General features: G+C 61.3%; 21 protein-coding genes. 7 read left to right on the plus strand and 14 right to left on the minus strand.

Annotated features, from left to right (window positions below; all coding sequences use genetic code 11):
• Positions 1 to 3: 3 nt before the first annotated feature.
• From ACSPX5_RS16815 to zwf, 3 genes are read right to left on the minus strand one after another with little or no spacing between them, the layout of a single operon-like run.
• Positions 4 to 669, minus strand: coding sequence for a bifunctional 4-hydroxy-2-oxoglutarate aldolase/2-dehydro-3-deoxy-phosphogluconate aldolase (locus ACSPX5_RS16815; RefSeq protein WP_011335602.1), 666 nt, complete (start codon positions 667 to 669; stop codon positions 4 to 6).
• A gap of 17 nt (positions 670 to 686) precedes the next feature.
• Positions 687 to 1,400, minus strand: coding sequence for a 6-phosphogluconolactonase (gene pgl / locus ACSPX5_RS16820; RefSeq protein ID WP_439819946.1), 714 nt, complete (start codon positions 1,398 to 1,400; stop codon positions 687 to 689).
• Positions 1,387 to 2,853 (minus strand): glucose-6-phosphate dehydrogenase, encoded by a 1,467-nt coding sequence (gene zwf, locus ACSPX5_RS16825; RefSeq protein WP_439819947.1) that lies wholly within the window; start codon positions 2,851 to 2,853, stop codon positions 1,387 to 1,389. The genes pgl and zwf overlap by 14 nt, the downstream gene beginning before the upstream one ends.
• 227 nt (positions 2,854 to 3,080) lie before the next feature.
• On the opposite strand from zwf, the gene ACSPX5_RS16830 reads away from it, so the two are divergent.
• Entirely contained in the window at positions 3,081 to 3,941 is an 861-nt protein-coding gene (locus tag ACSPX5_RS16830) for a MurR/RpiR family transcriptional regulator (protein WP_169432688.1), read from the plus strand.
• A gap of 136 nt (positions 3,942 to 4,077) precedes the next feature.
• On the opposite strand, the gene ACSPX5_RS16835 is transcribed toward ACSPX5_RS16830, so the two are convergent.
• The 11 genes from ACSPX5_RS16835 to edd all read right to left on the minus strand — a co-directional run bounded on the left by ACSPX5_RS16835 (position 4,078) and on the right by edd (position 17,410).
• A complete protein-coding gene (locus ACSPX5_RS16835) occupies positions 4,078 to 4,932 on the minus strand; it encodes a D-hexose-6-phosphate mutarotase (protein ID WP_169431597.1) in 855 nt (284 codons plus the stop codon).
• Positions 4,933 to 5,048: 116 nt separating this feature from the next.
• Complete coding sequence (locus ACSPX5_RS16840; protein ID WP_169431598.1) at positions 5,049 to 6,398, minus strand: carbohydrate porin; 1,350 nt, start codon at positions 6,396 to 6,398, stop codon at positions 5,049 to 5,051.
• A gap of 95 nt (positions 6,399 to 6,493) precedes the next feature.
• Positions 6,494 to 7,654: an ABC transporter ATP-binding protein gene (locus tag ACSPX5_RS16845; RefSeq protein WP_085709655.1), complete on the minus strand. Its 1,161-nt coding sequence runs from the start codon at positions 7,652 to 7,654 to the stop codon at positions 6,494 to 6,496.
• A gap of 2 nt (positions 7,655 to 7,656) precedes the next feature.
• Positions 7,657 to 8,502, minus strand: a complete 846-nt coding sequence (locus ACSPX5_RS16850) for a carbohydrate ABC transporter permease (RefSeq protein ID WP_323160686.1) — start codon at positions 8,500 to 8,502, stop codon at positions 7,657 to 7,659.
• Positions 8,495 to 9,403 (minus strand): carbohydrate ABC transporter permease, encoded by a 909-nt coding sequence (locus ACSPX5_RS16855; RefSeq protein WP_085697145.1) that lies wholly within the window; start codon positions 9,401 to 9,403, stop codon positions 8,495 to 8,497. Before ACSPX5_RS16855 ends, ACSPX5_RS16850 begins: the two co-directional genes overlap by 8 nt.
• Before the next feature lie 93 nt (positions 9,404 to 9,496).
• Positions 9,497 to 10,798 carry an ABC transporter substrate-binding protein gene (locus tag ACSPX5_RS16860; RefSeq protein ID WP_169431600.1) on the minus strand — a complete coding sequence of 434 codons (1,302 nt, stop codon included), beginning with the start codon at positions 10,796 to 10,798 and terminating at the stop codon, positions 9,497 to 9,499.
• 118 nt (positions 10,799 to 10,916) lie between these two features.
• Positions 10,917 to 12,176, minus strand: coding sequence for a D-mannose isomerase (locus ACSPX5_RS16865; protein WP_169431601.1), 1,260 nt, complete (start codon positions 12,174 to 12,176; stop codon positions 10,917 to 10,919).
• Positions 12,177 to 12,280: 104 nt separating this feature from the next.
• Complete coding sequence (locus ACSPX5_RS16870; RefSeq protein ID WP_170929703.1) at positions 12,281 to 13,708, minus strand: ATP-binding protein; 1,428 nt, start codon at positions 13,706 to 13,708, stop codon at positions 12,281 to 12,283.
• Positions 13,709 to 13,739: 31 nt separating this feature from the next.
• Entirely contained in the window at positions 13,740 to 14,471 is a 732-nt protein-coding gene (locus ACSPX5_RS16875) for a response regulator (protein WP_207866988.1), read from the minus strand.
• A gap of 165 nt (positions 14,472 to 14,636) precedes the next feature.
• Positions 14,637 to 15,587 carry a glucokinase gene (locus ACSPX5_RS16880; RefSeq protein WP_439819948.1) on the minus strand — a complete coding sequence of 317 codons (951 nt, stop codon included), beginning with the start codon at positions 15,585 to 15,587 and terminating at the stop codon, positions 14,637 to 14,639.
• Positions 15,584 to 17,410, minus strand: coding sequence for a phosphogluconate dehydratase (gene edd / locus ACSPX5_RS16885; protein WP_085606582.1), 1,827 nt, complete (start codon positions 17,408 to 17,410; stop codon positions 15,584 to 15,586). Before edd ends, ACSPX5_RS16880 begins: the two co-directional genes overlap by 4 nt.
• 221 nt (positions 17,411 to 17,631) lie before the next feature.
• Between edd and gap the strand changes: the two genes are divergently transcribed.
• The 6 genes from gap to ACSPX5_RS16915 all read left to right on the plus strand — a co-directional run bounded on the left by gap (position 17,632) and on the right by ACSPX5_RS16915 (position 24,402).
• Entirely contained in the window at positions 17,632 to 18,633 is a 1,002-nt protein-coding gene (gene gap / locus ACSPX5_RS16890) for a type I glyceraldehyde-3-phosphate dehydrogenase (protein ID WP_007951174.1), read from the plus strand.
• A gap of 189 nt (positions 18,634 to 18,822) precedes the next feature.
• Positions 18,823 to 19,341 carry an RNA polymerase sigma factor gene (locus tag ACSPX5_RS16895; protein ID WP_169431603.1) on the plus strand — a complete coding sequence of 173 codons (519 nt, stop codon included), beginning with the start codon at positions 18,823 to 18,825 and terminating at the stop codon, positions 19,339 to 19,341.
• A 121-nt stretch (positions 19,342 to 19,462) separates the two neighbouring features.
• Positions 19,463 to 20,428, plus strand: a complete 966-nt coding sequence (locus ACSPX5_RS16900; RefSeq protein WP_439819949.1) for a FecR family protein — start codon at positions 19,463 to 19,465, stop codon at positions 20,426 to 20,428.
• A 122-nt stretch (positions 20,429 to 20,550) separates the two neighbouring features.
• On the plus strand, positions 20,551 to 23,136 hold the full coding sequence (locus ACSPX5_RS16905; protein ID WP_439819950.1) for a TonB-dependent receptor: 2,586 nt from the start codon (positions 20,551 to 20,553) through the stop codon (positions 23,134 to 23,136).
• Between the two features lie 110 nt (positions 23,137 to 23,246).
• A complete protein-coding gene (locus ACSPX5_RS16910) occupies positions 23,247 to 23,843 on the plus strand; it encodes a biliverdin-producing heme oxygenase (protein ID WP_439819951.1) in 597 nt (198 codons plus the stop codon).
• A 163-nt stretch (positions 23,844 to 24,006) separates the two neighbouring features.
• Positions 24,007 to 24,402, plus strand: coding sequence for a YbaN family protein (locus tag ACSPX5_RS16915; RefSeq protein ID WP_439819952.1), 396 nt, complete (start codon positions 24,007 to 24,009; stop codon positions 24,400 to 24,402).
• Positions 24,403 to 24,781 lie beyond the last annotated feature (379 nt).

Raw genomic sequence — 24,781 nt, forward strand, 5'->3', positions numbered from 1 at the left:
ACATCAGTCCAGCAGCGCCAACGCCTCGGCGGTGCATTCCTGAATGCGGGCCCAGTCGCCGTTCTTGATCCACTCCGGATCGAGCATCCAGCTACCGCCTACGCACATAACGTTTTTCAGCGCCATGTAGCTCTTGATGTTGGCAGGACCCACGCCGCCGGTCGGGCAGAATTTCACTTCGCCGAACGGGCCGCCGAGGGCCTTGATGGCTGCCACGCCGCCGCTGACTTCAGCCGGGAACAGCTTGAAGCGGCGATAACCCAGGCCATAGCCTTCCATGATGCCGGAGGCATTGCTGATGCCCGGCAGCAGCGGGATCGGGCTTTCGACGCTGGCTTCCAGCAAATCACGGGTGATGCCCGGGGTGACGATGAATTGCGAACCGGCGGCTTCGGCCGCGGCCAGCATGTTGCGGTCGAGCACGGTGCCGGCACCGGTCACCAGTTCCGGGCGCTGTTCGCGCAGGATCTGGATCGCCTTGAGGCCGAACTGCGAACGCAGGGTCACTTCCAGCGCGGTCAGACCGCCGGCAGCCAGGGCGTCAGCCAGCGGCAGCACGTCCTGTTCACGGGCGATGGTGATCACCGGCAGGATCCGCGCCTTGGCGCAGAGGCTGTCGATCAGGGCAACTTTGTCCGCCATGGAAACGGTCGGGGATGGGGTTGTCATAGCGGCTGTTCCTTGGCTCATGGGCACCAGTAAATCTCTAACGTAGGTTGCAGAAACGCGCGAACCGGCATGGCGGCGACGTCGTTGGATGCCAGTGCGGCATTCAGGGTGGTCAGTTTCGACTGACCGGAAATCGACAGAATCTTGTGCTTGGCCGATGCCAGCAGCGCCCGGCTCATGGTCAGGCGTTGACGCGGCACGCTCGGCGCCAGCATCGGCCAGCAACGACGGGCGCCATCGGCTTGCAGGGCTTCAGTCAGATTCGGGCTGTCCGGGAACAGCGACGCGGTATGACCGTCATCGCCCATGCCCAATACCAGCACGTCGATGGGCGGCAACTCGGCGAGCAACCGATCGGCCTGCTCCGCTGCCTGCTCGACGTTGGCTGCCGCGCTGTAAAGGCTGAGGAATTGCGCCTTCGCTGCCGGGCCTTTGAGCAGATACTGCTTGAGCAGTCCGGCGTTGCTGTCGGCATGTTCGACCGGTACCCAACGCTCGTCGGCCAAGGTCACGACGACCTTCGACCAGTCCAGCTCCTGCTTGGCCAGGTGCTGGAAAAACGCCACCGGACTGCGACCGCCGGACACCACCAGCACGGCGTTGCCGCGCGCAGCCAATGCCTCGCTCAACTGCTTGGCGACATTCAGCGCCAGGCCTTCGGCGAGCAATACCGGGCTCTTGAATTCACGGGCATTCACGCCCTGGGGCAGTTTCACATCAGATATCGCCATACCACGACCTCCCGTCCCGCGTGATCAGTGCAATGGAGCTCATCGGCCCCCACGACCCGGCCGCATACGGCTTGGGCGCGTCACCGGATTTTTTCCACCCGGCGATCAACTGGTCACACCATTTCCACGCGGCTTCGATTTCATCTTTACGGACAAACAGGTTCTGATTGCCGTTCATCACTTCCAGCAACAACCGCTCGTAGGCATCGGGGATTCGAGCGCTGCGCCAGGTGTCGGAAAAATTCAGTTGCAGTGGGCCGCTGCGCAGTTGCATGCCCTTGTCCAGGCCTTGCTCCTTGGTCATCACGCGCAAGGAAATACCTTCGTCCGGTTGCAGGCGGATGATCAGTTTGTTGCTGATCTGCAGGCGCTGCTCGGGGGCGAAGATGTAGTGCGACGGTTCCTTGAAGTGGATGACGATCTGCGACAGTTTCTGCGGCATGCGCTTGCCGGTGCGCAGATAGAACGGCACGCCGGCCCAGCGCCAGTTGCGGATGTCGGCACGCAGGGCGACGAAGGTTTCGGTGTCGCTCTGGGTGTTGGAATTCGGCTCTTCCAGGTAACCCGGTACGGATTTGCCTTCACTGTGGCCGGCGATGTACTGGCCGCGTACAACTTGAGTCGTCAGGCCTTCCGGGCTGATCGGCGCCAGGGCCTTGAGCACTTTGACCTTTTCATCACGGATGCTGTCGGCGGACAGGTCAGCCGGCGGGTCCATGGCGATCAGGCAAAGCAGTTGCAGCAGGTGGTTCTGGATCATGTCACGCAGCTGACCGGCCTTGTCGAAATAGCCCCAGCGGCCTTCGATGCCGACCTTCTCGGCCACGGTGATTTCCACGTGGGAGATGTAATGCTGGTTCCACTGAGTCTCGAACAGGCTGTTGGCGAAACGCAGGGCGATCAGGTTCTGGACGGTTTCTTTGCCCAGGTAGTGGTCGATGCGGTAGGTGCGGTTCTCCGGGAAGAACTGCGCCACGGCGTCGTTGACCTTGCGCGAGGACTCGAGGTCGGAGCCGATCGGTTTTTCCAGCACCACGCGGGTGTTTTCTGCCAGACCAACGTTCGCCAGGTTCTCGCAGATCGCGCCGTACACCGCCGCCGGGGTGGCGAAGTAGGCAATCATGCGTTGCTTTGTGCCCGCAAGATCAGCCAGCGCCACGTAGTCTTCAACCTTGAGGAAGTCGACGTGCAGGTAGGTCAGGCGCGCCAGAAAGCGCTCGGCCACGGCCTCGTCCAGTTCCTTGCCCACGTAGCGACGCAGTTCGGCGGCAATGAATGCCATGTGCTGCTGGTCGGAGCCCTCTTCACGGGCCAGCGCGATAATACGCGTGTCCTCGTGCAGCAGGCCGGCGCCATCCAGGTGATAAAGGGCAGGAAACAGCTTGCGCAGGGCCAGATCGCCCAAGGCGCCGAACAAGGCGAAGGTGCACGGTTCAACCGTAATCGAAGGCATGATGTTTGTTCTTTTATCAAGTTAAGCTACAAATACCTTTTTTCAAGGCATCACTCAAGGGAAAATGTAGTAATAACCACAACATTTTCGCAAAATACAGATTCCGAGTGGTGGTCGGTCGGAGCCATCAGTAGGATAGGCCACCGTCACGGGCCACATCAAAGGCCCAATTTGCATAGCCGTGCGCTTATCGGCGCCGGTGAATCTAGGAAATCCATATGGACCGCGTGCGAAATTTACTGGAACAGATCCAGAGTCGCCTTGAAGAGCTGAACAAGGCCGAACGCAAAGTCGCCGAAGTGATCCTGCTCAACCCACAGCAGGCCACCCGCTTCAGCATCGCCGCCCTCGCCCAGGCAGCAAAGGTCAGTGAACCGACAGTCAACCGTTTCTGCCGCTCGTTCGGCGTCAGCGGCTACCCCGAACTCAAGTTGCAACTGGCACAGAGCCTGGCCAGCGGCGCGGCGTATGTCAGCCGTGCAGTAGAAGCCGACGACAATCCCGAGGCCTACACGCAGAAGATTTTCGGCAGTGCGATCGCGTCGTTGGACAGCGCCTGCCAGGCACTGGACCCGAACCTGATCAGCCGCGCCGTCGACCTGTTGATTCAGGCGCGGCAGATCCACTTCTTCGGCCTCGGCGCTTCGGCGCCGGTGGCGCTGGATGCGCAGCACAAGTTCTTCCGTTTCAACCTGGCGGTGACCGCGCATGCTGATGTGTTGATGCAGCGGATGATTGCTTCGGTGGCGCATACCGGTGAGTTGTTCGTGATCATTTCCTACACCGGGCGCACCCGCGAGCTGGTGGAAGTGGCGCGCATCGCCCGGGAGAACGGCGCTTCGGTACTGGGCCTGACCGCCGAGAATTCGCCCCTGGCCAAGGCCAGTACGCTGAGCCTGAACATTCCGCTTCCGGAAGACACTGACATTTACATGCCGATGACTTCGCGGATCATTCAACTGACCGTGCTGGATGTTTTGGCGACCGGAATGACCTTGCGTCGCGGGGTGGATTTCCAGCCGCATCTGCGCAAGATCAAAGAGAGCTTGAATGCGAGCCGGTATCCGGTGGGTGACGAGTTCAACTGATCCGAATTTTGGGCTGAATGTCCGGCCTCTTCGCGAGCAAGCCCGCTCCCACATTCGACTGTATTTCTCCAGATGGAATGCGGTCACCTGTGGGAGCGGGCTTGCTCGCGAAGGCGTCAGCCAACTCACCACAAATCTAGGCCGCAGCCCACGCCTGCAAACTCAGATGCGCCTTCTCCCCCGGCGCCAGATGCAGGCTGTCCTTACCGCCCGCCGCCGCCTCAACACAGACAAATTCCGAGATCTCATCCCAAGTCACGCCCAGCAACGGCCGCGCCCCCGGATGCCAGACCACCGTGTCCGCACTTTCGCCCGTATCGATGCACAGCTCACGCTGCCAGGCGTGATCCTTGAGCTGCAACTCGCCGTCGTGCTGGAACACGCGCTGACAGCCGCCATCGACCCGCAACTCGCCTTCCTGCTGGCAAACCTCACGATTCAACTGGTCGTAACCCTGCGCCCCTTCGAGCCCAGACAGCGCTATCTCACTGACGTCGCCAATACGCCAGTAAGCGTGCAAAGCCTGGCTCAACTGGCACGGCATGTCGTCCTGATGCTCGGTACTCAGGCGCAACTCCATGCGTTCACCGAGGTGCGCGTGCAGATCCACCTGCCAGTCGCACAGCTGCAATTGCCAATGCAGGCGCACGCCGTCGTCGGCGGTGCTGCTGTCGAGCAGTTTCCAGTCCAGCAATCGCGCCCAGCCGTGGGACGGCCACGCGTTTTCGCTTGGATGGCGGCCATACCACGGCCAGCAAACCGGTACACCGCCACGGATCGCCCCGACGTGCGGCCACTTCGCCGCGCACCATAACCACGGTTTTTGCCCGCGCGGTTGAAAGTGCAGCAACTGCGCACCCTGACGACTGAATACCGCCTGACACAGCGGATGGTCGATCACCAGCACATCGCGCATCTGATAGCGCTCCCAGGCGAACACCGGTCGTTCACGCAAGGACTTGAAGAAGCGTTGCAGCGGATGCTCATGCATGGGCCACGGTTCCAGATTCAACTTTCATGGGCTGCGACACCCCTTTCCAAAAAAAAGCGGACAGCCTTGGCTGTCCGCAAATATGCGCACATAGAGAGGAGCTTATCGCAGACGCGTCAGAACGTAGACTGAATTTTCAGGCCAGCGACCAAAGCGTTGTCCACCTGATCCACACCACCCGGGTGAGTGATGTATTGCAGGTTCGGACGCACGGTCAGCCAGTTGGTGACGTGGAAGCCGTAGTTGATCTCGTAGTTGTATTCGGTCTCGCGAATCGGCGAGAACACCGGATTGTCGTAGTCCGAAACACCGTTGGAGGCGTTCAGCAGCTCGGCGTTTTTCTTCACGTCGTCGTTGACATGGATACGCGCGGCACCGATACCGACGTCATCCTTCGGACGGGCGTCGAACGGGCCTTTGTAGACAAACATCACCGACTGGTAGTTGTCGATGAAGTTGGTGTCCTTGTCGTGGAACGTGGCGTTGGCCGCAATGTTCAGACCGCGGGAAGCATCACCGTTGTGGCTGGTGAGTTGCTGTTGCGCAACGAACCAGTAGCCGTGTTTGCTGCTGTGGGTGCGGTAGGCATTACCGGTGGTCGCAGCGTCGTTGCCGTTGATGTCTTCGCGGACGTCTGCAGCATCAGCCGTGCTCTTGTAGTAACCGACGCGGTATTCGCCCGGCAGGCTGTTGACCTTCGGCGACCAGACCAGCTCGACTGGCAGCACAGTACCGGCGGTGCCGCTGCCGCTGAGCTTGAAGCCATTGCCGTGTTCCAGCTGCGACGGGTTCTGGTTGTACGCGCCGATCTGCGCGTAGAGCTCGTCGTTGATGTTGTACTTCACACGGATCGCGGCCTGGCTGACGGGCCAGTTGTACCAGATGTTGGTCGCCCAGTTACCCACCTGCGAGCCGCAGAACGCCAGGTTCTGGAATTCGCACGGGAAGGTGTTGAAGTCTTCGCCTTCACCGAAGTAACCGGCCTTGACGTCGAGTTTGTTGTCGAAGAACTGGTGCTGAATCCACAGCTGGGTCAGACGCACCATGTGGCCACGACCGTAGACTTCCTGCGAGGAAGACAGGGTGCCGGCACGCGGGTCGCCAACGCGGTCGTTGGAAATGTTCTGACCGTTACGGTTGGTCAGCTGGATCTTGGCCTGAGTGTTGTCCCAGCCCCAGAGTTTTTGCAGGTCCAGTGCCACGCCCAGACCGAACTGGTCGCTGTAGCGGCCGGTCTTGTCGTCGTTGTAGCCGCCATGCAGATTGGCGCCCATTTCCCCAACGTAGTCGGCCTTGATGTCGATGCCTTGCTCGATCAGCTTGGTCCGCTCACCCCCCCAGTCGCCCGTCATCCACTTGGAATCGGAGCTGAATGCATCGGCGGCCATGGCATTGCCGGCCAGTACCAATGCGGCCGCAGCTGACATTTGGCAGATCAACCGGGCATTGACGTGTTTCTTTTTCATCCCTACATCCTCGTCTTTATTGTTATTAACTGTTTTTTTCCAACGCGGTTTACATCCCCTGGGGAAATGGGCGTTCCCACTCCCCCATTGATTTCTTACCGACCTTTGAACTGCGCGACGTTGGCGCTGTGCGCTTCAGTCTTCGGCAGACCCGCAACCCCCAGGCGCTCCCCGCTCTTGGCGTCGAACAGCAGCACTTTCGACGGATCGAATTGCAGGGTCAGGGTCTCGCCCACCTGCGGCGCCACGTCCGGCGCCAGTCGGCAGCAGACCTTGGTGTCGTTGAGGTTGACGAACACGAGGGTGTCCGGACCGGTCGGCTCGGTGACCTGCACTTCGGCCTTGATGCTCGGCAGGCCGTTGCCCTCGCCGTTCGCCAGCGCGATCTGCTCAGGGCGCAGGCCGAGGATCACTTCGCGGTCTTCGAGACCGGCGTCCTGCATCGCCATCGGCAGCTCGCAACGGGCCTGGCCGCTGTCGAGCAACGCGACCAGACGGCCGTCCTTGCGTTGCAGGCGCAGCGGGATGAAGTTCATCGGCGGCGAACCGATGAAGCTCGCCACGAACAGGTTGGCCGGGTCGTTGTAGATCTCTTTCGGCGTACCGAACTGCTGGATGATGCCGTCCTTCATCACCGCCACCTTGTCGCCCAGGGTCATCGCTTCGATCTGGTCGTGGGTCACGTAGACCGTGGTGGTTTTCAGGCGCTGGTGCATCAGTTTCATTTCGGTGCGCATCTCGACGCGCAACTTGGCGTCGAGGTTGGACAGCGGTTCGTCGAACAGATAGATCTTCGGTCGGCGTGCCAGTGCACGGCCCATCGCCACGCGCTGTTGCTGACCACCGGAGAGCTGGCCCGGCTTGCGATTGAGCAGGTGCTCGATCTGTAGCAGCTTGGCCACGCGGGCAACTTCTTCATCGATGGCCGACTGGCTCATCTTGCGGATCTTCAGACCGAACTCGATGTTCTCGCGCACGCTCATGGTCGGGTACAGCGCGTAGGACTGGAACACCATGGCGATGTCGCGATCTTTCGGGCTCATGCCGCTGACGTCCTGGTCACCGATCATGATCGCGCCGCCAGTGATGGTTTCCAGGCCGGCGATGCAGTTCATCAGCGTCGACTTGCCGCAGCCCGAAGGCCCGACGAGGATCAGGAACTCACCGTCCTTGATCGACAGTTCGATGTTCTTCAGGGTGTCCGGCAGGCCGGCACCGTAGGTCTTGTTTACATTGCGAAGTTCGAGCGTAGCCATGATTACCCCTTGACTGCGCCGGCCGTCAGCCCGCGCACGAAATACTTGCCTGCGACCACATAGACCAGCAGGGTCGGCAGCCCGGCGATCATCGCCGCCGCCATGTCCACGTTGTATTCCTTGGCCCCGGTGCTGGTGTTGACCAGGTTGTTCAGCGCCACCGTGATCGGTTGCGAATCACCGCTGGAGAACACCACGCCGAACAGGAAGTCGTTCCAGATCTGGGTGAATTGCCAGATCAGGCAAACCATGATGATCGGGGTCGACATCGGCAGGATGATCCGGCGGAAGATGGTGAAGAACCCTGCACCATCCAGGCGCGCCGCCTTGATCAGCGCATCCGGAATGCTCACGTAGTAGTTACGGAAAAACAGCGTGGTGAACGCCAGACCGTAAACCACATGGATGAACACCAGGCCGGTGGTGGTGCTCGCCAGGCCCATCTTGCCGAGGGTGAACGACGCCGGCAGCAGCACGGTCTGGAACGGCAGGAAGCAGCCGAACAACAGCAGGCCGAAGAACAGCTGCGAACCGCGAAAACGCCAGAACGACAGCACGTAGCCGTTCAACGCACCGATGGCGGTGGAGATGATCACGGCCGGCACGGTGATCTTGATCGAGTTCCAGAAGTAGCCATCGACGGTCGCCCAGGCTTTCACCCAGCCGATGCCGCTGACCACGGTCGGCCAGCTCAGCAGGTTGCCGGTGGAGATGTCTTCCGGGGTCTTGAAGCTGGTCAGCAGCATGACCACCAGCGGTACCAGATACAGCAGGACCGCGAGGATCAGCACCGCGTAGATCGCGATGCGACTCAGGCTGATGGCCGGTTTGGAGGCGAGACTAGTCATGACGCTTGGTCCTCAGCTCGGAGTACAGGTAAGGCACGATGATCGCGAGGATCGCACCGAGCATCAGGATTGCACTGGCCGAGCCCATGCCCATCTGTCCACGACTGAACGTGAACGAGTACATGAACATCGCCGGCAAATCGGAGGAATAACCCGGGCCGCCGGCCGTCATGGCCGCCACCAGGTCGAAGCTCTTGATCGCGATGTGCGCCAGGATCATCACTGCACTGAAGAACACCGGACGCAGGCTTGGCAGCACCACTTTCCAGTAGATGCGCGGCATGCTCGCGCCGTCGATCTGGGCGGCACGGATGATCGATTGATCAACGCCACGCAGGCCGGCGAGGAACATCGCCATGATGAAGCCCGAAGCTTGCCAGACCGCCGCGATCACCAGGCAATACACCACGCGATCCGGGTCGATCAGCCAGTCGAGACGGAAGCCTTCCCAGCCCCAGTCCCGCAGCAATTTGTCCAGGCCCATGCCCGGGTTGAGCAGCCATTTCCACGCGGTACCGGTGACGATCATCGAGAGCGCCATCGGGTACAGGTAAATAGTGCGGATAAAGCCTTCGCGGCGGATTTTCTGGTCGAGGAAAATCGCCAGCGTCACGCCGATCACCAGGGTAATGCCGATGAACATGCCGCCGAACACGGCCAGGTTCTTGCTCGCCACCCACCAGCGGTCGTTGTCGAACAGCCGTGCGTATTGCGCCAGCCCTGCCCACTTGTAGTTCGGCAGGAAGGTCGATGTGGTGAACGACAGGACAAACGTCCAGAGGATATAGCCATAGAAGCCCACCAGAACGATGAACATGCTCGGCGCCAGCACCAGTTTCGGTAGCCAGCGCTGCAGTGCGTCGAATGGCGAGGCCTTGCTGAACACAGCAACAGAACTCATGGGAAGATCCAGTAAAAAAGATGAGGGACCGCTGCAAGCTGCAGGCTTCAGGCCGATGCGCGACTTGAAGCTTGCAGCTGCTCTACACTGGTATTACTTGGCAGCCTTGATGGCGGTGCCGAGTTTCTTCGCAGCGTCAGCCGGGTCGGCTTTCGGGTCGTTGATGAAGTTGGTCACGACATCAAAGAACGCACCCTGCACCGCCAGCGTGGTCGCCATGTTGTGCGCCATGCTCGGTTGCAGGCCGCCGTTCTTGGCGTCTGCCAGGAAGTCCTTGGCAGCGGTCTGCGCGCAGGAGTCGAAACCGTACTTGCCCATGTCGGCGAGCATGTCGTTGCGCACCGGGATCGAGCCCTTGTTGATGCTGAAGACTTTCTGGAAGTTTTCACCCAGCACGACTTTGGCGATGTCCTGCTGACCGGCCGCGGTGCCCGCGTCCTTCTGCTTGAACACGGCCAGCGAGTCGATGTTGTAGGTGAACGCCTTGTCGGTGCCCGGGAAGGCTACGCACTCGTAATCCTTGCCGGCGACTTTCTTGGCGGCGGTCCATTCGGACTTGGCCCAGTCACCCATGATCTGCATGCCGGCCTTGCCGTTGATGACCTTGGCCGCTTCCAGGTTCCAGTCCTGGCCTTTGCCGTCCTGGTCCATGTAGGTCGCGACTTTCTTCAGCTCGGTCAGGGCCTTGACCATTTCCGGGCCGGTCAGGGCAGCGTTGTCCAGGTCGACCAGGGCTTTCTTGTAACCATCAACGCCCATCACCGACAGCACGACCGCTTCGAACACGGTGCTGTCCTGCCATGGCTGACCGCCGTGGGCCAGCGGGATGAAGCCCGCCGCTTTCAGCTTGTCGCCAGCGGCGTAGAATTCTGCGAGGGTGGTCGGGGCTTTTTCGATACCGGCTTTCTTGAAGACTTCCGGGTTGATCCACAGCCAGTTCACGCGGTGAATGTTCACCGGCACGGCTACGTAATCACCTTCGAACTTCACGGTGTCGGAGACTTTCTTGTCGAGCAGGCTGTCCCACTTCTCGGACTTGGAAACGTCTTTCAGGACGTCAGTGTCGAGCAGACCGGTCGACGCCCATTCCTGGATGTCCGGGCCCTTGATCTGAGCAACGCCTGGCGGGTTACCGGCTACCGCACGGCTTTTCAACACGGTCATGGCAGTCGCACCGCCACCGCCGGCGACAGCGCCGTCTTTCCAGGTGAAACCGTCTTTCTCGACTTGTGCCTTGAGCACATCGACGGCAGCTTTTTCGCCACCGGACGTCCACCAATGCACGACTTCCACCGAACCTTTGGATTCGGCAGCGGAAACACTCAGGGGCAGCACAGCGAGCGGGAACAGGGAGGCGACAGAAATGACAGTAGCGAGGCGAGAAATCGCATTCATCTGAGATGTACCTTTCTTGTTGTTATGCATGCAAGTCTGGTGCTTGCGCTGCACACGAGTTTAAACAGAGCGTTTCCCCTCGCAGGTAACGAAGGGATGCGCGAATGTCACCACATGGTTACACAGGAACGCTTCGGGACAGTTGTGCCAGAGCACTGGCCATGCTCGGCGCCAGCGGCAGACGCGGGATCAGCACCGCCTGCCAGGCGTGGTACAGATCCGGTTTGCCCGCCCAGATATCGGCACTTGGACGGTTTTGCGGATCCAGTTCGTGATGCCAGCTGCCGTCGCAGCGGTCGATAAAATGCGTATCGCAAAATTCCCAGAACAGGCGATACCAGCTTTCGTATTGCGCATCGCCGGTGCGTTTGAGCAAGGCACTGGCGGCAGCGCTGGCCTCGGCGTGAGTCCAGTGCAGGCGATGGCGAACCACGGCCTTGTTGTCCCAGTCGAGGGTGTAGACGATGCCCGGCGCACCATCGACGTCCCAGCCATGGCGGCAGTTTTGTTCGAACAGCTTTTGCGCATCAGTGGCCAGCCAGCCGGGGGTGAGCATGCCGGCCTGGACCCGCGCCGCTTCGAGGTGCAGCAACAGCCGCGCCCACTCGAAGCCGTGGCCCGGCGTGGTGCCGTACGGGCGGAAACCGTCGGCGGGATTGTCATGATTGTATTCGCGCAACGGTTGCCAGCTTCGGTCGAAATGCTCGACCACCAGGTAATCGTTGGCGGCGGCGTGACCGTGGATCACCCGCTCGACGATGCGTTGCGCACGCACCAGCCAGCGCGGGTCTTCGGTGACATCGGCCAGCGCGAGGAACGCTTCGGTGGCGTGCATGTTGCTGTTGGCGCCGCGATAGGCTTCTTCTTCGCGCCAGTCGCGGTTGAAGAATTCGCGCATGGCGCCCTCTTCTTCGCTCCAGAAATACGTGTCGATGATGTCGATGGCGTCATCCAGCAACGCCTGCGCGCCGGGGCGTTGCGCGACCACCGCGGAACTGGCTGCGAGGGCCACGAAAGCATGCAGATAAGCGTTCTTGCCGGTATTGCCGTCACGGTGTTCGGCGACAGCGAACCAGCCGCCGTGCAGCGCATCGCGCAACGGACCGCGCAGGGCCGCAATGCCGTGATCGACCAGCTCGGCGAATCCTGGCAGACCCTGAATGTGGGCCATGGCGAAGCTGTGGGTCATGCGCGCAGTGTTCATGGTTTCGGCTTGCGCGCCGGCCTGGAGCTGGCCGCGCTCATCGAGATTGCCGAAGCCTTCGGGCAGTCGCGAAGCCTTGGCAAATGCCAGCAGGCGCAGGCCTTCGTCGGCGAGCCATTGCTGGTGGGCAGGAGCATTCAGCCAACTGCTGAAGCCCGGATTGAAGTGATCCATGGATGGCCTTTTTTGTTGTTATGACTGCGGGCAGTCTAAACAACGGGCCGGGGACGGCTTGTAACGAAGGAGGCGGTTTTTGTCACCAGTCGGTGACATTAAGATCAATCCGCCGAACGCGGCAATTGCAGGGTCACACGCAATCCGCCTTCGCGCAGGTTCTGCAACGTCACCTCACCGCCATGGCTATGAGCAATGTTGCGGGCGATCCCCAAACCGAGACCGTATCCTTGCTGCTGCCCCGCCAACCGGAAGTGCGGTTCGAACACCTGCTCCAGCCGCTGCTCCGGGACGCCCGGGCCTTCGTCATCAACGTGCAGGACAAACGCACTCTCGTCATCATCGATATGCAGATGGGCGTTCTGTCCGTACTTCAGCGCATTGTCGATCAGGTTGCCGATACAGCGTTTGAGCGCCAGTGGCTTGCCCGGATACGCCGCCAGCGCCCGCCCCTGCTGGGTCACGCGGCCATTGCCGTTAGGCGCCAGATACGGCTCCACCAGACAGTCGAGCACATGATTGAGATCCACCGGCTCGATGTTTTCGTGGATATCGGTGTCCTTCACGCATTGCAGCGCGCCTTTGACCAGCAGCTCCAGCTCATCCAGATCGCGGCCGAACTTGGTTTGCAGCTGTTCGTCTTCCAGCAGTTCGACCCGCAGACGCAGACGAGTGATCGGCGTGCGCAGGTCATGGGAAATCGCGCTGAACAACTGACTGCGCTCGGTCAGGTAACGGCTGATGCGCTCGCGCATGGTGTTGAAGGCGCGCCCCACCTCCACCACTTCGCTGCCGCCGCCCTCGGCCACCGGCTCGACGTCGGCGCCCAGCGACAAGTCCCGCGCGGCCCGCGCCAGACGCTTGAGCGGCCGGCTCTGCCAGTGCACCAGCAAGCCGATGAACAACAACAGAAAACCGCTGGTGAAGACGATGAACCACACCTGCTGGGTCGGCAGGCCTTGTTCTTCAAGACTGGTATAGGGCTCGGGCAGCAGCGAGGCGATGTACAGCCACTCACCGGGCGCCAACTGGATCTGGGTCACCAGCACCGGTGGATTCACCGGCTCCAGGGTCAGCGCGTAATGCGCCCAAGAGCGCGGCAGCTCATCGAGTTTCAACCCGGCGTTGAAGATCCGTAAGTCATCGGGGCTGACGAAGGTCACCAGGATGTCGGTGTCCTGGCCCAGCGACTGGCGCAACACTTCATCCACCGCTTTCAACACCGCTGCCTTGCGCGGCGTCACCGGCAGCACTTCCATGCCCAGCGGTTTGTCATTCAGCGTCACCACAAAACGCGTGCCGCCCATGCTGCGCAATTGGTCGAGCACCAGCGGTCGATAAGCCACCGGCAACGAACGAAAATAACTGACGCTGGCCGTCATCGAATGGGCAAGGCTGCGGGCGCTGGTGACCAGGCCTTCGAGCTGGGTCGCACGCAATTGGGACACCCAGATCACGCTGGACAGCGTCTGGGCGAACAACACCGCGAGCAACGTCAGCAGCAACATCCGGCCGAGCAGCGAACGCGGCATCGGCACTTTGCGCGCGGTGGTGCGCAGGAACTCAGTGACCATTGCCGGCAACCACATTGGCTGCCAGCTGGTAGCCGCTGCCGCGCACGGTGCGGATCAGTCGCGGCGGTTTTTCGGTGTCGCGCAGACGCTGACGCAAACGGCTGACGGCCATGTCAACGATGCGATCAAGGGGCATCAGGTCGCGGCCACGGGTGGCGTTGCCGATGGTGTCGCGGTCGAGGATTTCCTGAGGGTGATCGAGGAACAGTTTGAGCAGGGCGAAATCGGCGCCGGACAGAATCACTTCCTCGCCGTCGGTGTGAAACAGCCGATGGCTGACCATGTCCAACCGCCATTCATCAAACGCCAGCACTTCACTGCCGCCGCGTTCCTGACCGAATTGGGCGCGGCGCAGCAGGGCCTTGATCCGGGCTTGCAGTTCGCGGGGGCTGAAAGGTTTGCCGAGGTAGTCGTCGGCGCCGAGCTCCAGACCGATGACCCGGTCAGCTTCGTCGGAACTGGCGGTGAGCATGATGATCGGCACCTGGGCCTGACGCGGATGCTGGCGTACCCAACGGCACAGGCTGAAGCCGTCTTCATCGGGCAGCATCACGTCAAGAATCACCAGATCGCTCGGCGCCTCGTTCAGCGCCTGGCGGAAACTGGCGCCGTCGGCCGTGGCCCGTACCTGAAAACCCGCACGGGTCAGGTAGGTTTCCAGCAACTCGCGTATCTCCTGGTCGTCATCGACCAACAAAATCGACTTGTTGACTGAACTCACTTCGAAGGCATCCTTGTTGTTGGAATTGGGCGGATTATGCCTGATGAACCTTGGAGATTTGTTGTCTGTTCTGGCCTCATCGCTGGCAAGCCAGCTCCCACAAGGGTATGTGCCGTCCACAAAACCTGTGGGAGCTGGCTTGCCAGCGATGAAAGCGACTCGGTTTCAAGCCTGTTCGAGCGCCACGCCGGCACCGACGAGACCGGAATACGGCGCCGTCACCAGCCACACCGGAATCCCCTTGAAGTAATCGCTCATGCAGCCCTTGTCGGCAAAGCTGCGGGCGAAACCGCTTTCGAGGAAGAAATCGGCAAAGCGCGGGATCACGCCGCCAACGATATAAACCCCACCGCGACCGCCAGTGGTCAGCACGTTGTTGCCGGCCACGCGACCGAGCCAGCAGCAAAACTGCTCCAGCACTTCCAGGGCAATCGGGTCGCCTGCGAGGCCCGCCGCGGTGATCGCTTCCGGTGTATCCAGCTTGGGTTCATGGCCATCCACGGCGCAGATCGCTCGGTACACCCGAGGCAAGCCACCACCGCTCAATGCGGTTTCCGCACTGACGTGGCCGATTTCGTTATGGATGTGCTGCCACAATTGGGTTTCACGCACACTGCCCAGCGGCAGATCGACATGCCCCCCCTCCCCCGGCAACGCAGCAAACCGGCCTTCGCCCAGATCGAGCAACGTGCCGACGCCCAGGCCTGTGCCCGGGCCGATTACCACCGCCGGACGCAACGGCTCAGGCGTCCCTTCACAGACCACGCGGAATTCACCGGGCTGCAAACGGGTCATGCCCAGCGCCATGGCGGAGAAGTCGTTGATCAACAACAACTGCTCGACCTGCAACGCCTGGCAGAACGCCTTGCGACTCAGGCGCCAGTGGTTATTGGTGAACTTGAATTCGTCGCCACTGACAGGACCAGCCACCGACAGGCACACCGAACCGATGGCGCCCGGCGCCAGGCCGAGCCCGCTCAGGTAGAGGCTGATCGCCTCTTCCGGGCTGGCATGGTCGGCCGTGGCCAGCACCTGCACCGATTCGAGCTGCTGATCTTTCCACAACGCGAACCGCGCGTTGGTGCCTCCGATATCACCGACCAAAGCCAGTTTCAATTAAGCGTCTCCAGGGCAGAAGTGAAGGCGCTGGCGCCCTGCTCCGCCGAGCTGAAGGCCAAACGCATGAAGCCAAACAGTTCGCGCCCGCTGCCGATGTTGTTGCCCAACAGGCCTTTGGCGGGTTCGCGCGCTGCGAATTCGGCGGCGTCGACCTTGAGTTCCAAAGTGCCTTTGACGCCATCGACGCGGATGATATCGCCCTCTTGCACGCGCGCCAAAGCACCGCCCACATAAGCTTCCGGGCTGACGTGGATCGCCGCCGGGATTTTCCCCGAGGCGCCGGACATGCGCCCGTCCGTCACCAGTGCAACTTTGAAGCCGCGGTCCTGCAGCACGCCGAGGAACGGCGTCATCTTGTGCAGTTCCGGCATGCCGTTGGAGCGCGGGCCCTGGAAGCGCATCACCGCAACGAAATCCTTCTCCAGCAAACCGGCCTTGAAGGCGTCGGCCAGGTCCTGTTGATCCTGGAACACCATGGCCGGTGCTTCGACGATCTGGTTTTCCAGTGCCACGGCGGACACCTTCATCACGCCACGACCGAGGTTGCCTTCCATCACCCGCAATCCGCCCTCTGCCGAGAACGCACGAGCCACCGGACGCAGGATGTTTTCGTCGAGGCTGTCGGTCGGGCCTTCGCGCCACACCAGTTTGCCGTTATCCAGGAAAGGTTCCTTGGTGTACTGGCTCAAGCCGTGGCCGAGCACGGTGTTGACGTCTTCGTGCAGCAGGCCGGCTTCGAGCAGTTCGCGGATCAGGAACGACATGCCGCCCGCCGCCTGGAAGTGGTTGATGTCAGCCTTGCCGTTCGGATAAACGTGGCTCAGGGTCGGCACGACTTCGGAGAGGTCGGCCATGTCCTGCCAGGTCAGTTGAATGCCCGCCGCCATGGCGATGGCCGGCATGTGCAGGGTGTGGTTGGTCGAGCCGCCGGTGGCATGCAGCGCGACGATCGAGTTGACCAGCGCCTTCTCGTCGACGATTTCGCCAATCGGCATGAAGTTTCCATTCTGCTTGGTCAGGCGCGTGACCTGATGCGCGGCTTCGCGGGTCAGGGCGTCACGCAGCGGCGTGTTCGGGTTGACGAAAGAGGCGCCCGGCAAGTGCAGGCCCATGACTTCCATCAGCAACTGGTTGGTGTTGGCGGTGCCATAGAACGTGCAGGTGCCCGGGCTGTGGTAGGACTTCATTTCCGATTCCAGCAGCTCTTCGCGGGTCGCCTTGCCTTCGGCGTACTTCTGCCGCACGTCGGCTTTTTCCTTGTTGGAAATCCCCGAGACCATCGGCCCGCCCGGCACGAAAATCGTCGGCAGGTGACCGAAACGCAGCGACCCCATCATCAGGCCCGGCACGATCTTGTCGCAGATGCCGAGCATCAGCGCGCCGTCGAACATGTTGTGCGACAGCGCCACCGCCGTCGACATCGCGATCACTTCGCGGCTCGGCAGGCTCAGCTCCATGCCCGGCTCGCCCTGGGTCACGCCGTCGCACATGGCAGGCGTACCGCCGGCGAACTGGCCGACCGAGCCGATTTCGCGCAGGGCGTTCTTGATCTGTTCAGGGAAGACTTCGTACGGCTGGTGCGCCGAGAGCATGTCGTTATATGACGAAACAATGGCGATGTTCGCCGAGTTCATCATCCGCAGGCTGTGCTTGTCTTCGCTGCCGCATCCGGCCACACCGTGGGCGAAGTTTGCGCATTGCAGCTTGCCGCGCATCGGCCCGTCGGTTGCAGCGCCGCGAATCAGCGCAAGGTAAGCCTGACGCGTGGCGCGGCTGCGGGCGATAAGCCGTTCGGTGACCTCAAGAACGCGGGGATGCATGTGTAGAACTCCAGGCTAACGGATGTGGCGACCTGATTGTCTATGCTGACCAAAGCGCCCGCACGTGTGGGATGACGGGCGGTTTCCTTGACCATTCGGACCAGTTGATTCAGGTCACTCGTTGTAGATAAAACAAAATATTGCCACTAAAAAGGCTTGTTTTCTATTTTTATGCGAATAATCTTGTAATTCCAACAACAAAACGACGGCGGCGCTGTTCAATGACTCTTCGAATCGCAATCAATGGTTTTGGCCGCATCGGCCGTAATGTCCTGCGCGCACTGTATACCCAAGGCTATCGTCAGGATTTGCAGATCGTCGCCATCAACGATCTGGGCGACAGCGCGATCAATGCGCATCTGCTCAAGTACGACACCGTTCATGGCACGTTCGACGCCGAAGTTGCCCATGACAACGAGAGCCTGACCGTCAACGGCGACCGCATTTCGGTCAGCGCCATCCGCAACCCGGCCGACCTGCCATGGGCCGCGGAAAAGATCGATGTGGTCTTCGAATGCACCGGTCTGTTCACCGACCGGGCCAAAGCCGCCGCGCATATTACCGCCGGCGCACGCAAAGTGATCATCTCCGCCCCGGCCAAAGGCGCCGATGCCACCGTCGTTTATGGCGTGAACCACGACATTCTGCGCCAGTCGCACCAGATCATTTCCAACGCCTCGTGCACCACCAACTGCCTGGCCCCGGTGGCCCAGGTGCTGCACCGCGAACTGGGCATCGAAAGCGGTCTGATGACCACCATCCACGCCTACACCAACGACCAGAACCTGACCGACGTCTACCACACCGACCCGTACCGCGCCCGCTCCGCCACCCAGAACATGATCCCGAGCAAGACCGGCGCCGCCGAAGCCGTGGGCCTGGTGCTGCCGGAACTGGCGGGCAAGCTGACCGGCATGGCCGTGCGCGTGCCGGTGATCAATGTGTCGCTGGTGGACCTGACCGTGCAGCTGAAGCGCGAAGCCTCGGCCGATGAAGTGAACGCGCTGATGAAAGCGGCGAGCCAGCATTCGAAGATCCTCGGCTACAACACCCTGCCGCTGGTATCGAGCGACTTCAACCACAACCCGCTGTCGTCGATCTTCGATGCCAACCACACCAAATCCAGCGGCAAACTGCTGAAAGTGCTGGCCTGGTACGACAACGAGTGGGGCTTCTCCAACCGCATGCTCGATAACTGCCTGGCGCTGTGCAACGCGGAATAAAACGCCTACCCCCTGTGGGAGCGGGCTTGCTCGCGAATGCGGTGGGTCAGTCGACATATTTATTGCCTGACACGACACTTTCGCGAGCAAGCCCGCTCCCACAGAGTTGATTTCAATCTGAAATCAACACTTGACCACCCGAGCGGATGATAAGCATTATCATTCGCTCGAAATGGATCAGGTCTTCCCGTGAGTCAATCACACTTCAACCACGTCTTCCTCGCCCAGCGCACGTCGCTGCTGCGGACCCTGGAACGGATGGTCAACAACCCCAGCACCGCCGAAGACCTGTTGCAGGAAACCTACCTGCGCGTCACCCGGGCGCTGAGCGAACGGGCCATCGATCACCTTGAACCCTTTGTCTTCCAGACCGCGCGCAACCTGGCGCTGGACCATTTGCGTGCGCGCAAGATTCACTCACGCACCATGGTCGACGACGTGCCGCAGGACGTGGTGCACAGCGTCGCCGCCCCCGCCAGCAGCGCCGAAGACGCCGCCCACGCCGAACAATTGCTGGAGCGCCTGAACGTGAGCCTCGCTGAACTCAGCCCCCGCCAACAGCAAATCTTCATCCTCAGCCGCCTGCACGGGCACAGTTATCAGGAAATCGCCGAAGAACTGAGCGTGTCCCTCAGCACGGTGCAGAAAGAACTCAAACTGATCATGACCATTTGCATCGGTGTCGCCGAACGCTTGAATGGCGACTGATGCTGTAGGTTTTTTGTAAGGGCCAGGATCGACTGCACTGATCATCGGGCTTTGTTACCCTTGCCCGACGTTTACGCTTCACTAAAAAACAGCCGTGCACAGACACTGCCGAGGAAACACCGTGACGGACATCCACCGCTCCCCTTCGCCTTCATCGGCGCAGGACGCCGCCAGCGCAATGGACCAGGCTCTGGACTGGCTCATCGTGCTCGGCAGTCCGGACGAGGAGCAGACCCGGCAATTCCATGCCTGGCTGGCGGCCGATCCGTTGAACGCCGAGGCGTTCGCCAAGGCCCAGGCAATCTGGGACGGCCCGCAGATCGCCCAGTGCGCGCAGAACCTTGCGGCCAAACCGAAGAAAGTCAGCATCCTCACTCGTTTGCGTCCGCACTGGAAACCACTGGCCACTGCCGCGGTGCTGCTGCTCGGCCTGTTCAACTTCAGCAACCTGCCGATGCGTTTGCAGGCCGATCACCTGACCGTGGTCGGCGAGCGTCAGCGCTTGCAGCTCGAGGACGGTTCGAAAGTCCTGCTCAACACCAATTCCGCCTTTTCCAGCACGATTAACGATCGGCAGCGAGTTGCGCGCCTGTATCAGGGCGAAGCGTTTTTCGAGATTCCGGCCAGCCGCAGCCAGCCACTGGAAATCGACGCCGGCCCGGTGAAAGCCAGCGTACGCGATACCGCATTCGCCGTACGTTATCTGGACGGCGTGGCGCAGGTGCGGGTGCAGCGTGGCGATGTCGATCTGCGGGCGACCCGTGACGATGCACGGGTGCGGCTGTCCGCCGGGGAAAGCATCCGCATCGGTCCCAACGGTTTCGACCGCCCGGCCAAGGTCGACGCCGCCACCGATCTGGCCTGGGTGCAAGGTCGGCTGATCTTCGAGAACTGCCCGCTGAATCAGGTGCTGGCCGAACTGCGCCGCTACTATCCGGGCTTCATCATCAACACCAACGAACAGTTGGCCGATGTTGCCGTCACCGGCAATTACCGTCTCGACCAGCCGCTGGACGTGGTGCGTTCGCTCGCTCACATCACCTCGGCCAAGCTTCGGGAATTCCCGGCGCTGGTGATCCTGAACTAAATGAGAATTATTTTTACTCGATAGCCAAAGCTCGTTCGTCTCGTTATAGCCAATGCAATTGATTCGCATCTCGCGAGATCAATCAGCACCTATAAAGATTCGTGCGACACGGAGCGCTATCGATGTCCTCACGCCTTACCCGCCAGACTTCTTCCCCTTCCCGCGTGCTGTCGCTGCTGACCGCCGCCATCCTGATGGCCGGCACCGCGCCGCTGATGGCCGCCCCCGAACAACCGGCGCGCAACATGGGCGATTACTCGTTCGCCATCGGCCAGCAGCCGCTGGTATCGGCGCTCAATGCGTTCACTGCTGTCACGGGCTGGCAGGTCGGTTTGCCGGCGGAACTGGGTCAAGACGTGTCGTCGCCGGGCGTGCGCGGTTCGCTGCCACCGGAAAAAGCCCTGGAGCGCCTGTTGGTGGGGACCAACCTGAGCTTCCGCAAACTGAGCAACAGCAACGTCGTGCTGGAAAAGCGCGCCAGCAGCGGCGCACTTAACCTCGATCAAGTGACCATCAGCGCCACCCGTCAGGAACAGTCGGTGAACAGTGTGCCCAGCACCGTCACCGTGCACACCCGCGAAGAACTCGACCGCAACAACGTCAACACCATCAAGGATCTGGTGCGCTACGAGCCGGGCGTGTCCGTCGGCGGCGCCGGCCAGCGCGGCGGGATCAGCGGCTACAACATTCGCGGCATCGACGGTGATCGCATCCTGACTCAGGTCGACGGCGTCGAAGTGCCGGACGGTTTCTTCAACGGCCCGTACGCCAAGACCCAACGCAACTACGTCGATCCGGAAATCGTCAAACGCGTCGAAATCCTTCGCGGCCCGGCCTCGGTGCTGTACGGCAGCAACGCCATCGGCGGCGCCGTCAGCTACTACACCCTCGACCCGGACGACATCATCAAGCCCGGCAAAGACGTCGGCGCCCGCCTGAAAACCGGCTACAGCTCCGCCGACGAGAGCTGGCTGAAATCCGCCACCGTCGCCGGTCGCGCCGAGCAGTTCGACGGTTTGCTGCATTACAGCCAGCGCGACGGTCATGAAACCGATTCCTACGGCAGCAACAACGGCACGGGCCTGGAGCGCACCGCCGCCAACCCGGAGGACGTGAAAGCGACCAACGTGCTGGCCAAGCTCGGCTGGAACTACAACGAAGGTTCGCGCCTGGGCCTGACCTACGAAAAGTACAAGGATGATCGCGACACCGATCAGAAAAGCGCTTACGGCGGCCCGTACTTCAACGGTGCCCCGACCATTCCGAACAGCGTGCTGCCCGGCGGCATGTACCAGTGGCGCACCGGCAACGACACCATCACCCGCGAGCGCTTCGGCCTGGAGCACAGCTTCGAGTTGAACAGCCTGCTGGCGGACAACGTGAAGTGGAGCCTCAACCACCAGACCGCCAAGACTGACCAGAGCACCGACGAGTTCTACTACCCGATGACCCGTAAAGTGCTGCGCACCCGCGACACGATCTACGAGGAAAAACAGTGGGTGTTCGATGCGCAACTGGACAAGGCCTTCGCCATCGGTGACACCGATCACGTGCTGACCTACGGCACCACGATCAAACAGCAGAAGGTCACCGGCTCGCGCAGCGGCGACGGCAAGTGCCTGGCAGTCGGTCGCGGCTGCACCGCCATCGGCGCTACCAGTGCGGCCGACGTGCTGAAGAAGTCCAGCGACTTCCCGGACCCGACCATCAATACCTACAGCCTGTTCGCCCAGGATCAGATCAGCTGGAACAAATGGACCTTCCTGCCGGGCCTGCGCTACGACTACACCCAGCTCAAGCCGCACATCACCCAGGAGTTCCTCAACACCGTGGCCGCCGACGGCAACGGTACGGTCAGCGATGAGAACAAGACCTGGCATAAAGTCTCGCCGAAATTCGGCCTGACCTACGCCCTGACCGACAACTACACCTGGTACGGCCAGTACGCCGAGGGCTTCCGCACCCCGACCGCGAAAGCGCTGTACGGCCGCTTCGAGAACAGCACCACCGGCTACAACGTGGCGCCGAACCCGGACCTGGAACCGGAAAAAAGCAAAAGCTATGAAACCGGTCTGCGCGGCAACTTCGAGCAAGGCTCGTTCGACGTGGCGGTGTTCTATAACCAGTACCGCGATTTCATCAACGAAGACGCCGTCACCCCGGGTTATAGCGAGCTGACGTTCCAGTCCAGCAACATCAAGCACGCCACCATCAAGGGTGCTGAAGTCAAAGGTCGCCTGAACCTGGATTCCTTCGGCGCACCGCAAGGCCTGTACACTCAGGGTTCGATCGCCTATGCCTACGGTCGCAACAACGACAACGGCGAGCCATTGAACAGCGTCAACCCGCTGACCGGCGTGTTCGGCCTCGGTTACGACCAGGACAACTACGGCGGCCTGCTGAGCTGGACCGTGGTCAAGAAGAAGGATCGCGTCGACGACAGCAACTTCAAGTCGCCGGACGGCGTCAGCAGCCAGTTCAAGACTCCGGGCTTCGGCATTCTCGATCTGACCGGCTATTACAAAGTCACCGACGACGTCACCGTCAGCGGCGGTCTCTACAACCTGACCGACAAGAAGTACTGGCTGTGGGATGACGTGCGCGGTTACGACAGCGTCGGCGAAGCCTCGGTGACACAACCGGCCAACCTCGATCGCCTGACCCAGCCGGGTCGCAACTTCGCGATCAATCTGGTCTGGGATATCTGATCCGGATGACCTCACGGCGCGTGTGCATTGCCGCGCCGTGAGTTTTTTTACTGTCCGGCGCTTGCCCGTACGTCTCGTTATCAAGCGCCTCTTCTTTTCAAGGACATCTCATGAGCACCCCGGAAAAAGCCCTGCGTTCGCAACGTCTGAACCAGATCACCCACGAGCCGCACAGCAAGCTCGATGCGCTGGTCAAGGCTCACGCGCCGTTCGAGACCCGCGCCAATTTCGCCCGCTTCGTGGTCGCGCAGTACCTGTTCCAGTCGGAACTGGTGTCGCTGTACAACGATGCCGAACTCACCGCCATCGTCCCTGACCTGCCGGCCCGCTGCCGCGCCGAAGCGGCCAGGGCCGATCTCGCGGATCTGGACACCGAAGTGCCTGCACCCGTCGCCGGCGCGGTGAAAAACCCGAGCAAGGCCCGCGCCCTGGGCTGGATTTTCGTGTCGGAGGGTTCCAAGCTCGGCGCCGCGTTTCTGATCAAACGCGCTGTCGCGCTGGACCTGAGCGAAACCTTCGGCGCCCGTCACCTGGGCGAACCTGAAGGCGGTCGTGCCGAAGGCTGGAAGCGTTTTGTGCGCACCCTCGATTCGCTGCAATTCAGCGCTGAAGAGGAAGCCGAAGTGGAGCAAGGCGCGATTGATGCTTTCAACCGCTTCACCGTTCTGCTGGAGCAGGCTTACGCCACCGAAGCCGAACCGGCCTGAAGCCACACCAACGGTTCATTGTGGGAGCTAGCCTGCTAGCGATTGCGGCCTGACATCCAATTCAGATGTCGACTGATATACCGCCATCGCGAGCAGGCTCGCTCCCACATGGGAACCGAGCAAGTCTGTAGAATCCCCGTTTCGCCTCACACACCTCGAGCCCATGCCCCAACCCGCCTCCTCCCGACTCGCCCGCCTGCTGTTCGGCCTGCTCGCCTATGTCAGCCTCGGCATCGGCCTGATCGCCATCGTCGTGCCCGGCCTGCCGACCACCGAGTTCATCCTGCTCGCCGCCTGGGCGGCCACCCGCAGTTCGCCACGCCTGAGCGCCTGGCTGGAAAACCATCGGCTGTTCGGGCCGATCCTGAGCAACTGGCGCAACGGCAAGATCATCGCCCGCAAGGCCAAGGTCAGCGCCACGGTCAGCATGCTGCTGTGCGCAACCCTGATGCTGGTGATGCTCGAACATGGCTGGCCGGTCTATCTGGCGATCGCCGGCATGACAATGGGCAACCTTTGGATATGGTCACGCCCGGAGTCTTTGCCGAAGATTTCCTGATTTTTCCCTTCTTTTCAGGGCATTTGCCCGCGCAAACGTTTTGCCTTGACCGTTCGTCGGCATACGACTCATGCGCCCTCGCCCCGCGCCGATGAGCATGGAATGGCGCTGAATGGATTTGGCAAACCGGGCACCTCCCTGCCCCGTAGCCAACCGTTCATTCATTCGCGAGAACACCCCATGTTCGACTCCCTGTCCATTCGCCTGAAAATCGTCCTGCTGTCCGGGCTGTGCCTGCTCGGCGTGGTTGCGCTGATCGTCGGCATCAACCTCTACCAGACCAACCAGAACGACAAGCTGGTCAGCGACTCGAGCAGCAAGATGCTCACCGCCAGCGTGCAGAACCTGCTGCAGGCCAAGGCTGCCGAGCAGGCGGTAC

Origin of the sequence: Pseudomonas sp. HLG18 (assembly GCF_051903985.1) — a bacterium.
In the GTDB taxonomy this organism is placed as follows: Bacteria; Pseudomonadota; Gammaproteobacteria; order Pseudomonadales; family Pseudomonadaceae; genus Aquipseudomonas; species Aquipseudomonas fluorescens_BT.